Origin of the sequence: Sodalis sp. (in: enterobacteria) (assembly GCF_047607725.1) — a bacterium.
In the GTDB taxonomy this organism is placed as follows: domain Bacteria; phylum Pseudomonadota; class Gammaproteobacteria; order Enterobacterales; family Enterobacteriaceae; genus JBLKSS01.
Genome location: NZ_JBLKSS010000094.1, coordinates 1 through 12,776, shown reverse-complemented (window position 1 = coordinate 12,776; position 12,776 = coordinate 1). Strand labels below are relative to the sequence as shown.

Genomic DNA, 12,776 nt, shown 5'->3' with positions numbered 1-12,776 from the left:
TCCAGCAGCGCCAGGCCCCGCTGTTTGTCGCCATGACCGATATCAACAGCCCGGACGTGTTTATGCGCAAGCAGTTCAAGTTTGGCGCAGAGGCGCGCGGCCAGGCCGGGTTTGGCTTCTGGCAGATGGCCTACGGCTCGGCGGGCTTTTCTTCCTCTTTACGGTGCATCCTGTTTATCAGCTTGATAATACAGAACACAGCAAACGCTACGATGATGAAATCAAAGATATTTTGCAGGAAAATTCCGTACTCCATTACCACCGCCGGCGTGTCTCCCTGCGCCGGCTTGAGCACCCAACTGAATTGCTTAAAATCAATCCCGCAGATCAGCAACCCCAGCGGCGGCATGATGACGTTGGCCACTAAAGAAGAGACCATTTTGCCGAAAGCGGCACCGATGATAATACCGACCGCCAGGTCGACCACGTTGCCACGCATCGCGAATTTGCGGAATTCTTGTAAGAAACTCATAGGCTTGCTCCATCATTTGTGAATGAACTAAGTCTAACAAAGGATGAATGATTTACCAGGGGGGTATTTTTCCGAATAGGCCGACGATATGTCGATGTCTAAAGGAAAAAGGGACTGGGTTGGAACAGCCGTTCCACATCGCTGACAAACTTTTTATCGGTCAGGAACATGATCACATGGTCGCCCTGTTCGATACGGCTGTTACGATTGGCGATGATCACCTCATCGCCGCGGACAATGGCGCCGATAATAGTGCCGGGCGGCAGTTTGATGGCGTCGATATGGCGGCCAACTACCCGCGAGGTGCTCTCGTCGCCATGAGCGATGGCCTCAATCGCCTCCGCCACCCCGCGCCGCAGCGAGGAGACGCTGACAATATCCGCTTTGCGCACATGCCCCAGCAGCGCTGATATCGTGGCCTGCTGCGGTGAAATAGCGATGTCGATAACGCTGCCCTGCACCAGATCCACATAGGCGCGCCGCTGGATAAGCACCAATACCTTTTTCGCGCCCATCCGTTTGGCCAACATGGCGGACATGATATTGGCTTCATCGTCGTTGGTGATGGCGATAAAGACGTCGATCTGTTCAATATGCTCCTGCGCCAGTAGCTCCTGATCAGAGGCATCACCGTAAAAGACGATAGTATCATGCAACCGTTCCGCCAGCGACGCGGCCCGCTCCTGATCGTGCTCAATCAGTTTCACGCTGTAATCTTTTTCCAGCCGATAAGCCAGGCCGGCGCCGATGTTACCGCCGCCGACAATCATGATGCGCTTATAGGGCTTTTCCAGCCGCTGCATTTCACTCATCACCGCGCGGATATGCTGCGAGGCGACCACGAAGAACACCTCATCGCCCGCCTCGATAATCGTCGAACCCTGCGGGCGAATCGGCCGGTCCTGGCGAAAAATCGCCGCGACGCGTGTTTCGATGTGTGGCATATGTTCGCGCAGAAAAGAGAGGGCATTACCGACCAGCGGCCCGCCATAATAGGCCTTGACCGCCACCAGGCTGACTTTGCCTTCGACGAAATTGACCACCTGCAGCGCGCCGGGGTACTCAATCAGTTTATAGATGTTATCGGTGACCAGCTGCTCGGGGGAAATTAAATGATCGATAGGCACCGCTTCCGGCGAAAACAGCCGCTCCGCCTCGCGGACATAATCGTGGGAGCGGATGCGGGCGATGCGGTTTGGCGTTTTGAACAGCGTATAGGCTATCTGACAGGCAATCATATTGGTTTCGTCGGAGTTGGTGACCGCCACCAGCATATCGGCATCCTCCGCCCCGGCATCGCGCAGGACCCGCGGATGTGACCCGTGCCCTTGGATCGCGCGCAAATCGAACTTGTCCTGCAACTGGCGCAGCTGGTCAGGATTGGTATCGACGATGGTGATGTCATTATTCTCACCGACCAGGTTTTCCGCCAGCGTGCCGCCGACCTGCCCCGCACCAAGGATGATAATTTTCATAAATGACCCGTTGTGTTCAGCCAAGCACGCCGTTAGCGGGCGGGGGGCACCTGTTATCATGCGCACCGATAGCGGGCGTGTACCTTTATCATTCGCGCCGATAGCGGGTGAGCGTCTCTTTGTTATCCCCGCCGTCAGGGGGCCTGCGTCCCTTTTATCATCTTAGCGTAAAAGAAACCATCACCCGACGTCGGCGACGGTAAGCATTGCAAGCCGGGGGCGGCGGCATCGCCCGTTTCCTGCAGCCGGGCGTTAGGATGGCTGGCGAGAAAAGCGGCGATTTGACCGCGGTTTTCTTCCGGCAGAATCGAACAGGTGGCATACAGCAACGTGCCGCCGGGCTTCAGGATCCGCCAGGCGGCGTGCAGGATCTGCCGCTGCAATTCAGTCAGCTTGGCGATGTCCCCGTCGCGGCGCAGCCATTTGATATCCGGATGCCGGTGTATGACGCCCGTCGCGGAGCAAGGCGCATCCAGCAGGATGCGATCGAAAAGCCGATTACCGCACCAGTCTTCCGGCGCACGCCCGTCGCCAATGATAACCTCCGCCTGCATGCCCAGCCGCTGCAGATTGTCATGGATCCGTGCCGCGCGCTGCCCGTCCACATCTACCGCGGTGACTCGCGCCGCGGGCGCGATCTCCAAAAGATGGGTGGTCTTGCCGCCGGGGGCGGCGCACAGATCGAGGATGGCCTCACCGTCCTGCGGTGCCAGCAGCAAGGCGCAGCCCTGCGCCGATGCATCCTGCACCGTTACCCAGCCCCGATCGAAGCCAGGCAGGCGGCCAACGTTGCACGGCATCTCCAGCCTGATGGCGTCCGGCAACTGCGGGTGCGTGACGGCGGCGATATCCGCATCGGCCAGCAACGCCAGATAGGCGTCACGGCCGTGGTGCCGGCGGTTGACCCGCAGCCACATCGGCGGCCGTTGATTGTTGGTGTCGATTATCTGCGCGTACTGCGCCGGCCAGGCGGCCAGGATCCGTTTTTGCAGCCAGGAGGGATGCAGGTGGCGGATGTCCAGTTGCGCGGCCTCGGCCAGCAAGGCTGCCTGCTGGCGTTGGAACTGGCGCAACACGCCGTTAATCAGCCCCTTTAGCTGCGGCCGTTTCAGCGCCACCGCGCCCTCTACCGTCTCCGCCAGCGCGGCATGGGCAGGGATGCGGGTGTAGATCAACTGATACAAACCGACCATGAGCAGGTAATGAACCGGCCGCTGTTTACCGGTCAACGGTTTTTCCATCAGCTGGTGCAGGATCCATTCTAACTGCGGCAGGACGCGCATAATACCGAAACAGAGTTCCTGCAGCAGCGCACGGTCCTTTTCGTTCAAAGACGCCTGCAACGGCGGCAACAGGGCGCCGAGGGACTGGCCTTGGTCCAGCACCTGCGCCACTGCCTTGGCGGCGATAACGCGGAGATTATAGTGTGTTTTCATAGCAGACCGGGCCGTGGAGGCTCTCGCCATATAACCGGTGGCCAACGCCGCCGGCTCACCCTTAAGGTGAAGATTAATCCAGAAACGTACCGGGAATAAACCATTCGCGGCGTGAATTGAGTAAATCCTGGACCGGCATCGCTTTTTTACCCGCCGGCTGCAACTGAGTTAGCGTCAGAACGCCCTCGACGGTGGCGATGTGAATGCCGGCCTTGTCCGTGGCCACAATCGTGCCTGGTGCACATGACGCCGTCTGCCGGGCGTCAACGCTGGCGGCCCAAACTTTGATTGGCTGCCCCGACAGCGGGAAATAGCTGATGGGCCAGGGGTTAAAGGCGCGGATGCAACGCTCAAGCTGTGCCGCGGGCAGGCGCCAGTCGAGCCGGGCTTCGTCCTTGCTGAGTTTGTCCGCATAGGTCGTGAGCGCGTTGTCTTGTGGCTCGGCTGCGGCGCGGCCGGCGGCGAGCTGCTCAAGCGTGGTCAATAGGGCGCCCGGCCCGATTTGCGCCAATTTGTCATACAGCGAGGCACTGGTGTCGTCGGACTTGATAGCACAGGCGGCCTTATGCAGCATGGCGCCGGTATCGAGGCCGGCATCCATCTGCATAATCGTCACGCCGGTTCGGTCGTCGCCGGCCCACAATGCTCGCTGAATCGGTGCCGCCCCGCGCCATCGCGGTAATAGCGACCCATGGACGTTGATACAGCCAAGGCGCGGCAGGTCCAGGACCGCCTGCGGCAGGATCAGGCCATAGGCCACGACCACCATGATATCCGCCTTTAACGCCGCCACCCACCCTTGCCCCTCGGGTTTGCGCAGCGAAGAAGGTTGATATACCGGTAGGCTATGCCGCTCCGCCAACTGCTTGACCGGGCTGGGCGTCAATCTGTTGCCGCGTCCGGCGGGCCGGTCCAGCTGGGTGAAAACGCCGACCACCTGATGTTTGGCGCAAATCAGCGCGTCCAAATGGCGCGCGGCGAAATCCGGCGTACCGGCGAAGATAATACGTAAAGAGTCGGACACGATGATTCCTATGGTGTTTGGGTTACTTTATCCTTATCCGCCCGCGCGGTCATACGCGCCAGTTTTTCCATTTTTTGACGAATGCGCTGACGTTTTAGCGGCGAGAGATAATCAACAAACAGCTTGCCGACCAGATGATCCATCTCGTGCTGGATACAGATTGCCAGCAGATCGTCCGCCTCCAACTCGAAGCTGTTACCGTCGCGATCCAGCGCCCGCACTTTCACCTTTTCCGCCCGCGGTACGAAGCCTCGTTGATCGGGAATCGACAGACAGCCTTCATCAATGCCGGTCTCGCCGCTTTTCTCCAGCAGTTCGGGATTGATCAGCACCAGGCGCTGATCGCGGTTTTCAGAGACATCAATAACGATGATCCGCTGGTGGATATCAACCTGGGTGGCAGCCAGGCCGATCCCCTCCTCGGCGTACATAGCCTCAAACATATCATCCACGATGCGGCGGATGGCGTCATTGACGTCGGCGACAGGTTTGGCGACTTTGCGCAACCGCTCGTCGGGATAATGTAATACCTGCAATAATGACATAGTGGTTTGAATCTGCATCTGAGTATGAAAACGACATTTACCTTTATTTTAGACATTTCCGGGGCTGATTGACAGCATTGGACGGGAAATGTCCCGGCGTTGGCCGGTCGCCAGGGAAGGGAAGGAGGGAAAATGCCATTGAGCGAAATATGGCTGCGCATGGCGGCGGTAAAGGGGGTAAACGGCGCCCGGGCCAAGGAATATCTAGCCAAAACGGCGGATTCGGCGCTGCTGGACCCGCAAGCGCTGTTAAATGCGGTTTTAACCCCGCGGCAGCACCACCTCTATCGTCGCTGTTCGCCGGGCGAACTGGAGAGCGCGCGCCGCTGGCTAGCGCAACCGGGTCACCATTTGCTTGCCATCAACGATGCGCGTTATCCCCGCCGCCTAGCCGCGCTCGACTGCCCGCCGCCGGCGCTCTTTATCGCAGGGGATCCCGCCTGCCTGGAAACGCGACAGCTGGCGATGGTCGGTAGCCGGCAATACAGCCTATACGGTAAACAATGGGGCGACTATTTCGCCAGTCAGCTAGCGGCCGCCAGCCTGACTATCACCAGCGGTCTGGCGCTCGGCATTGATGGGGTCTGCCACCGCGCCGCGCTGGCCGCCGGGGGAAAGACCGGGGCGGTGTTGGGCTGCGGGATCGGTTACGGCTATCCGCGCCAGCATTGCCGGTTGGCCGCCGAAATTGTCGCGCACGAAGGCGCGCTGGTTTCGGAGTTTTTGCCCTATGCGCCGCCGCTGGCGATGAATTTTCCCTTTCGTAACCGTTTGATAAGCGGGTTAAGCATGGGGGTGTTGGTGTTGGAGGCGGCAATAAAAAGCGGTTCGCTGGTCACGGCGCGCTGTGCGCTGGATCAGGGACGAGAGGTCTTTGCCTTGCCAGGCCCGCTGGGCAGCCCATCTAGTGCCGGTACCCATTGGCTTATCCGGCAGGTAAGCGCCCCGTGGAGGACGTCTTGAATTATTGGTGGGTTTGTTGTATGGCCCGGTAAGAATATGTTCCATTACGATGCCTAGTGAACCCGCATCCTATAAGGGACGGCTGTCAGATCATGGATAATCCGGCGATGATAGTGTCCACTTAAATTTTAATGGACACTATCACAAACTTCAGAACCACTAATTTCATATCACTCAAACCGGGATAGAAATAAAAATTATTAAAATCAATACAATGTGAAAATGCAATGAGCATAAGCGTGTAACGTAGGTTTACTGTCTCATACAACAAACCCACCAATAATTCAAGACGTCCTCCATGGGGCGCTTACTAACATTGCACTGTTTGAACTGACGACGCCGCTGGTTTTAAAAGGACAAGCGCTCCATTGTATTGAGCTTCCCTGGCCCGGCGAGCGGCGATATCCCCATGAAGGATGGGAACATATTGAAATGGTGCTGCCGGGAGAGGCGGATACGCTTTACCCGCGGCCGCTGATCTCGGAGAGTGCGCTGGCCTCGCCCGATTTGCGCATCAAACAAAGCCAGCCGCGCTCTCAGGAGGAGACATTAGCCAATCCTACGCTTGCGATCAGTGATGGCCGCGTCACCGTGAAATTTCACCCCCATAGACTGCGCGATATCGTTACCACCGCGCGCCCTTGACGTTGTTAGGGCAGCGACCCGCTATGCGCGTTGGTTCTGTTGATTGCCTGCACCATCCTATCCAGGGCGGCGTCCAGCAACCCCCTGGCGCAGCCGAAATTGAGCCGGACAAAGCGCCGGTCGCCGAAATCGGCGCCGGCGGAGAGACCGACGCCCGCCTGTTCAAAAAAGGTGTGTGGATCGGCTACGTCCAGGCCGCTGGCGTCAATCCAGGCCAAATAGGTCACCTCGGGGCCAGCCAGCGTCAGACCGGGCATATCCCGCAGGCGAGCCGCGAGCCGGTCGCGATTGGCGCGCAGATAGTCAATCTGCTCCCCGAGCCAATCCTGGCCGCCGCGCCAGGCGGCGTTAGCGGCGCACAGCGCCAGCACATCCACGGCCGGCACCATGCCCGCGCGCTGCGTGGCGAACTTCATGCGCAGACGCGCATTGGGTATTACCGCAACCGAAGCCCCAAGTCCGGGGATATTGAAGCTTTTCGACGGCGACATGAGGGTAATGCTGCGCTGTGCCGCGTCCTCGTTCAGGGACGCGAAGGGGATATGTCGCAGACCGGGGGTCAGCAATAAATCGCAATGAATTTCATCGGAGCACACCAGCAGATTGTGCTCACGGGTAAAGGCCAGGTGCTGCAAAAGCTCTTCGCGGCGATAGGCAGTTCCGCCGGGGTTGTGGGGATTGCACAGCATCAACAGGCGTTCGTTGCCGGTCAGCGCGGGATCGGTGCCGGTGAAATCCACGCACCAACGATCGGCCTCAAGTCGCATCGGCGCCAGCCGCTGTTCGCGGCCCGCGCTGCGGGCGGCCGCGCGGAACGGCGGATAGATAGGATTAGGAATGACCACCGCCTCGTTTGCCGCGGTCAGGGCGCGGACCGCCAGATGCAGGCCGCTCACCAGGCCCGGTAGAAAAACGAGCCATTCCGCCTTGACCTCCCACTGATAGCGCTCGCGCATCCGATGGATGAAAATCTCGGTCAGGTCCGTCGGCGCCGAGCCGTAGCCAAACACGCCATGTTCGACACGGGCGCGCAACGCCTCGATAATGCAGGGAGGCGAACGAAAGTCTGTATCGGCCACCCAGAGTGGAATGACATCCCGCCCGGCGTACTTTTGCCATTTATAACTATCGCTGTGACGCCGGTCGATACATTCATCGAAGTTGAATGCCATAGTCTTTTCCCTGCACAATTAACAACAATAACGCCGCCGTTTGCTGGCATAGTGTGCTATGCCAGTAATTCAGGGCCGTTAAGAAAGGAGTAGTATACCATGCCAAAAAACTGGAAGTTTGCTGCTATAGCGCGGAGTGCGCCATAACGGCAGAGCAAGCGGGCGCGGACCGGATTGAGCTTTGTTGTGCTCCAAAAGAAGGGGGATTGACGCCCGGTTTTGGAACGCTGCAGGCGGTACGCGACCGCGTTGCGTTGCCGGTTCATCCCATCATCATCCGCCCGCGCGGCGGCGATTTTTGCTATAGCGCTGCCGAGTTCGAGGTGATGCTTAATGATGTCGCGCAGGTCCGTGATATGGGCTTTCCGGGGTTGGTGATTAGCCTGCTCGATGCGGACGGGCACGTTGATCTGGCGCGTATGCGTCGCATTATGCACCTTGCCGGCACGATGGCGGTCACTTTCCACCGCGCCTTCGATATGTGCCTCAATCCTTATCAGGCGCTGCGGCAATTAACCGATTTAGGGGTGGCGCGCATCCTAAGCTCCGGTCAACAGCAAAGCGCGGAAACAGGTTTGGCGTTACTGAGGGAACTGACCGAGCTCAGTCGTGGTCCAATCATTATGGCGGGAGGGGGCGTGAGATTGACTAACCTGCATAAGTTTGTGCAAAGCGGGATCCAAGAATTGCACAGCTCCGCCGGTCAATTTGTTCCCTCCGGCATGCGCTACCGGAAAGCGGGCGTCAGCATGAGCGCCGACAGCGAGGCGGACGAATTCAGCCGTTACCGGGTAGACGGTGAAATGGTAGCCAATATGAAACATGCGCTGACCGTGTTGCCCGTTGCGACGCGTCCGGCGTGATAACCGATTTTGCCGCGCACACGCTTTAACCCACGTGATGCTTGCAAGTACCAAGCCCCAACCTCTTGTTGGGGCTTCTTTTTATCTCGTGTTAATCGGTGACGGCGCCCTTCCTGGGCCTACGCTATGACGACTGGCCATTACCTAATTAACGCCCGCGCCGGCAACCGGACGCATTAGCGCGCCTTCCTTATCGGTGATGGGGCGCATACTGGCGGCGAAGGGGCGCTTTCACCCCGCCGCGCCGTTTGCCGTCAGGGTTTCTCCGTCACGATAACCGCCCGCAGCGGTGCGGGGTGGCACTCAATGGTCAGTCGCGGGTCGTCGGGATGCAGGAAATCCGCCAGGGATTCGCTGGTCATCCACGCCGTGCGCCGCTGTTCGTCAGTGCTGGTCACCGACATATCCAACTGACGCACGTTAACAAACCCGCATTTTTCCAGCCAGCCGATCAAGGCGGCGGGGGAGGGAATAAAGTAGACGTTGCGCATTTGGGCGTAACGCTCCCCGGGGACCAGCACCTGGTTCTGGTCCCCTTCGATGACCAGGGTTTCCAACACCAGTTCACCGCCGCTGACCAATTGATTTTTTAACTGCAGCAGATGATCGAGCGGCGAGCGGCGATGATACAGCACCCCCATGGAAAACACGGTGTCAAAGGCGGCCAATTCCGGTAACTGCTCAATGCCCAACGGCAGCAGATGCGCCCGTAGATCATCGCCGAGCAGCTTGCGCACCGCGGCAAATTGGCAATAAAACAGCTGCATCGGATCGATGCCGACCGCCAGTTGCGCGCCGGCGCCGACCATCCGCCACAGGTGGTAACCGCTGCCGCAGCCGACATCCAAGATAAGCCGGCCGGCCAGCGGCGCGATATGCGGCACCACGCGTTCCCATTTCCAATCAGAGCGCCATTCGGTGTCGATAGTGACGCCATAAAGTGAAAAGGGGCCTTTACGCCACGGCATCAGCTGGCGCAGCAGGGATTCGATCCCCGCCCGCTGGCCGACGGGCAGCGGCGGGTTGCTGTCCGCGCTTACGCCGTGCAGGAGATCCAGACGCGCGGGGGTCAGCGTCGGCAGTTTTTCCACCGCGTTAAACCACTGGGTAAACTTGCCGTGCAACGAAGTATGTTCCCACTCGCTCAGTTGTGCGGGCAGGGTATTGAGCCAGTGACTCAACGGACTCTTGACGATAAGCTGATAAAAATCGGCAAACTGACTCACTGCCCGCTCTCCGGTTTGATGGCAATCAATGAGCCGAAATTGAAGCACTGGAACCAGACCTCGGCATGACCGAAACCCGCCTCGGCCAGACGCTGTTTATGCTCTTCCACCGTGTCGGTGAGCATCACATTTTCCAGCATGCTACGTTTCTGGCTGATCTCCAGTTCGCTATAGCCGTTGGCCCGTTTGAAATCGTGATGCATATCGAACAACAGTGCGCCAATGCGCCGATCCTGAAAACTGAATTTTTCCGATAGCACCACGGCACCCCCCGGATTGAGCCCCTGATAAATACGATTAAGCAATGTTTGGCGCTGCTCGGGTTCGAGAAACTGCAAGGTAAAATTGAGCACCACCAGCGAGGCGTTTTCAATGGGGACGGTGCGTATATCGCCTTCGACGATCTCCGTAGGCGTCTCGGCGCGAAATGCTTCGATATGGCGCCGACAGCAGGCTATCATCGCCGGCGAGTTGTCCACCGCGATAATGCGGCAATCGGTATGGTGAATGGTGCGGCGCATCGCGAGCGTCGCGGCGCCGAGGGCGCAGCCGAGATCATAAATCTGCGTTCCCGCGCGGGCAAAGCGGCCGGCCAGCATCCCGATCATCGAGATAATATTGGAATAGCCGGGGACGGAACGCTGGATCATATCAGGAAAGACTTCGGCGACGCGATCGTCGAAAGTCCAGTCGCCCAGGCTGGCTATGGGCGCCGAGAAAAGGTCATCACGATGGGTCATGGCAAAATAGGCGTCGTTGTGCAAAACCCCTATTCTATCAGAAAGCGGCGATAAAGCATGTGTCCCGCGCGCAGCCGGGTGCCCCCTTACTGCCAGCTGAGCACCACATCCCAGGGCATGAACCAGAGATTAAGCAGCACCATCAGCATCAACGCGCAGTAAGTGGCGCTCATGCCGGCGCGCCGCTAGCGGTATTCCCGCGTGCGCAGACCATAATAGTGCATCAGCCGACCGGCCATCAGCAGCAGCCTGCAGATGTGCAATGTCCAGTTGGGGGTTCCGTTCATTTCCAGCAACACCAGTAAAATCAGGCCGATGGGAATATATTCCACCACGTTGCCGTGCACCCGGATAGCGGTCTGTAATTCATAAAAACCGCCGTCACCCGTGGCCACGCGGTATTGGGTCCTGAGCCTGACGACATCCAGCGATAACTTTATCAGCAACAATGCACCCAGCACGACATAAAGCGCGCTTACCATCCTAACGTTACTCCCTCGTTCACCCAACTTTTCGCGAGCAAAATAATAGCCTGTGTCACCGGCGGTGTCGCAAAAAAAAGCGGGTGGTTCGCGCGGTTTTGACCGCTCAAAAAAGCGTTTCCTGCTGTGGCCAATGCGGCGTTGGGCCCATAGCGGGGATTTGTGCTGCCAGTTTCGGCCACAAATGCTGGGCCAGCGGCGGTGCAAAGGCGATATCCGGCGTGTGGATAAACAAAAAGAGCGTTCCCCGCTGTTGCCATTGCGGTAAACGGGCCCGCCACGGCTGGAACAGCGTGACGTTATCGTCGGGGTCGTCGGCACCGATAAAGCGCACCAAGGGCCGTCCGGCGGTCACCACCGTATGCACCGGCAGCTTGGGTTTTTGCTGCTTGGCGGCGCGCCGCGCCGGGGAAGTGGGGAGGGCCGTATGGACCGGGCGGCTGTCGAGGATCACCCGGTTGACGCCCCGCTGCTGCAGGCCGCGGTTTAGCGCACGCTCTTCGTCTTGTTTGGTGAAAAAAGCCGGATGGCGCCCCTCCACACCGTAGTGGAAATCCGCCGGCAGCGCGTCGAGCAAGGCCCAAAGTCGGTCCAGGTCCGCCGGGCCAAATGCCGCCGGCAGCTGAAGCCAATATTGCCCGATGCGGTCCGCCAGCGGTGCGAGGGTAGCGAAAAACGCCGCCAGCGGCGACTGGAAGTGGCGCAGCCCGCCCTGGTGGCTGATGGTGGCGGGAAACTTGAAGCAAAAACGAAACGTTTCCGGCGTCATGGCGCGCCACTCGCGCACTCGCACGGCATCGGGCAGCGCGTACAGCGTGGTGTTGCCCTCCACGCAGTTGAAGTGGCGGGCGTTAACCGGCCAGGGCGTCAAGCACTTCCGCAATGCGGCGCACGCGGCCCAGGAGCGGGAAGATATGCTGGAAGCTGCCGTTATGCTGGGTCTCATCGTGGGCGCTGCAGATATCTTCCACCAGCACCAGCTCGAAACCCAGCTCCCAGGTATTACGCGCGGTGGATTCCACGCCAATATTAGTGGAAATCCCGCCCAAGACAATGGTTTGAATACCGCGCCGGCGCAGCTGCATTTCCAATTCGGTGCCGTAGAAGGCGCCCCACTGGCGTTTAATGATGCGAATGTCGCTGTCTTGCGCCTGTAGGGCGACGGGAATGTCCCACCAGGTGGCCGGCAGCGGGCCGGGGCCGCCGCTGGCGCTATCCACCGGCTGTTTCAACACGTCGGCGAAATCGGCCGACCAACCCACGCGGACCAAAAATACCGGCGCGTGCGCGTCGCGAAAACCCTGCGCCAGCACGGCCGCGCGTTTGACGACGTCCGCGGCGCTGTGCGGGCCGCCGGCGAAGGGTAAAATCCCTTCTTGTAAATCGATGAGCACCAGGGCGGTACGAGAAGGACTGAGCTTAAGCATGGGATCTCCGTGAGTCAATAATGGCCGAAACCCGCGGGTGGGCCGGGCCGGTCAGCCAAGAGTATGTTACTCCATGCGGGATGTGACAGTGTCGCCGTGGTGAATTTTGTTAATATTTATGAGGAGAATCGCTAATTTCAGCGACGGGTGCGTTGGCAGCGCAGACGTAAGCGTACGCCCAGCGCCGTCTGTTAATTCCCCATCAAGTTATTGAAGATGATGTCCATTATTTTTTTAATGGGCGCAATTCATGAAACAAACCCCACCAAAACCCTCAAGACGTCGTCCCAATTTCCCGCTGGACTT

At 58.9% G+C, this 12,776-nt stretch carries 12 protein-coding genes and 3 pseudogenes; 4 read left to right on the top strand and 11 right to left on the bottom strand.

The genetic code is table 11. The features are described 5' to 3' along the window. Nucleotides 1-32 precede the first annotated feature (32 nt). Nucleotides 33-80: pseudogene (locus ACMX3H_RS09210) on the top strand (hypothetical protein); the annotation flags it as partial. Between the two features lie 53 nt (nt 81-133). On the opposite strand, the pseudogene mscL reads toward ACMX3H_RS09210, so the two are convergent. From mscL to def, 5 genes and pseudogenes are all read right to left on the bottom strand, one after another. Beyond that, nucleotides 134-472, bottom strand: a pseudogene (mscL, locus tag ACMX3H_RS09205) (large-conductance mechanosensitive channel protein MscL); the annotation flags it as partial. A gap of 98 nt (nt 473-570) precedes the next feature. After that, nucleotides 571-1,947: a Trk system potassium transporter TrkA gene (gene trkA / locus ACMX3H_RS09200; RefSeq protein ID WP_415210593.1), complete on the bottom strand. Its 1,377-nt coding sequence runs from the start codon at nt 1,945-1,947 to the stop codon at nt 571-573. 134 nt (nt 1,948-2,081) lie between these two features. After that, nucleotides 2,082-3,383, bottom strand: a complete 1,302-nt coding sequence (gene rsmB / locus ACMX3H_RS09195) for a 16S rRNA (cytosine(967)-C(5))-methyltransferase RsmB (protein ID WP_415210592.1) — start codon at nt 3,381-3,383, stop codon at nt 2,082-2,084. A 73-nt stretch (nt 3,384-3,456) separates the two neighbouring features. Then, on the bottom strand, nt 3,457-4,407 hold the full coding sequence (gene fmt, locus ACMX3H_RS09190) for a methionyl-tRNA formyltransferase (protein WP_415210591.1): 951 nt from the start codon (nt 4,405-4,407) through the stop codon (nt 3,457-3,459). Nucleotides 4,408-4,415: 8 nt separating this feature from the next. Next, a complete protein-coding gene (def, locus tag ACMX3H_RS09185) occupies nt 4,416-4,952 on the bottom strand; it encodes a peptide deformylase (RefSeq protein WP_415210590.1) in 537 nt (178 codons plus the stop codon). A 132-nt stretch (nt 4,953-5,084) separates the two neighbouring features. Here def and dprA point away from each other — a divergent pair, with 132 nt between their 5' ends. Continuing rightward, nucleotides 5,085-5,915 carry a DNA-processing protein DprA gene (gene dprA / locus ACMX3H_RS09180; protein WP_415210589.1) on the top strand — a complete coding sequence of 277 codons (831 nt, stop codon included), beginning with the start codon at nt 5,085-5,087 and terminating at the stop codon, nt 5,913-5,915. Between the two features lie 255 nt (nt 5,916-6,170). Beyond that, a complete protein-coding gene (locus ACMX3H_RS09175; protein WP_415210595.1) occupies nt 6,171-6,560 on the top strand; it encodes a VOC family protein in 390 nt (129 codons plus the stop codon). 5 nt (nt 6,561-6,565) lie between these two features. Here ACMX3H_RS09175 and ACMX3H_RS09170 read toward each other — a convergent pair whose 3' ends face one another. Then, complete coding sequence (locus ACMX3H_RS09170; RefSeq protein ID WP_415210588.1) at nt 6,566-7,732, bottom strand: MalY/PatB family protein; 1,167 nt, start codon at nt 7,730-7,732, stop codon at nt 6,566-6,568. 110 nt (nt 7,733-7,842) lie between these two features. Between ACMX3H_RS09170 and cutC the strand changes: the two genes are divergently transcribed. Beyond that, complete coding sequence (cutC, locus tag ACMX3H_RS09165; RefSeq protein WP_415210594.1) at nt 7,843-8,595, top strand: copper homeostasis protein CutC; 753 nt, start codon at nt 7,843-7,845, stop codon at nt 8,593-8,595. 254 nt (nt 8,596-8,849) lie between these two features. Here the strand turns inward: cutC and cmoB are convergent, their stop codons facing one another. The 5 genes and pseudogenes from cmoB to ACMX3H_RS09140 form a co-directional block, all read right to left on the bottom strand. Continuing rightward, nucleotides 8,850-9,821 carry a tRNA 5-methoxyuridine(34)/uridine 5-oxyacetic acid(34) synthase CmoB gene (gene cmoB / locus ACMX3H_RS09160; RefSeq protein ID WP_415210587.1) on the bottom strand — a complete coding sequence of 324 codons (972 nt, stop codon included), beginning with the start codon at nt 9,819-9,821 and terminating at the stop codon, nt 8,850-8,852. After that, a complete protein-coding gene (gene cmoA / locus ACMX3H_RS09155; protein ID WP_415210586.1) occupies nt 9,818-10,561 on the bottom strand; it encodes a carboxy-S-adenosyl-L-methionine synthase CmoA in 744 nt (247 codons plus the stop codon). The genes cmoB and cmoA overlap by 4 nt, the downstream gene beginning before the upstream one ends. Nucleotides 10,562-10,647: 86 nt before the next feature. Then, nucleotides 10,648-11,043 (bottom strand): annotated as a pseudogene (locus tag ACMX3H_RS09150) (MAPEG family protein). Between the two features lie 106 nt (nt 11,044-11,149). Further along, nucleotides 11,150-11,914: a DUF72 domain-containing protein gene (locus ACMX3H_RS09145; protein WP_415210585.1), complete on the bottom strand. Its 765-nt coding sequence runs from the start codon at nt 11,912-11,914 to the stop codon at nt 11,150-11,152. After that, nucleotides 11,895-12,470 carry a hydrolase gene (locus tag ACMX3H_RS09140; protein WP_415210584.1) on the bottom strand — a complete coding sequence of 192 codons (576 nt, stop codon included), beginning with the start codon at nt 12,468-12,470 and terminating at the stop codon, nt 11,895-11,897. The genes ACMX3H_RS09145 and ACMX3H_RS09140 overlap by 20 nt, the downstream gene beginning before the upstream one ends. Nucleotides 12,471-12,776: the final 306 nt, after the last annotated feature.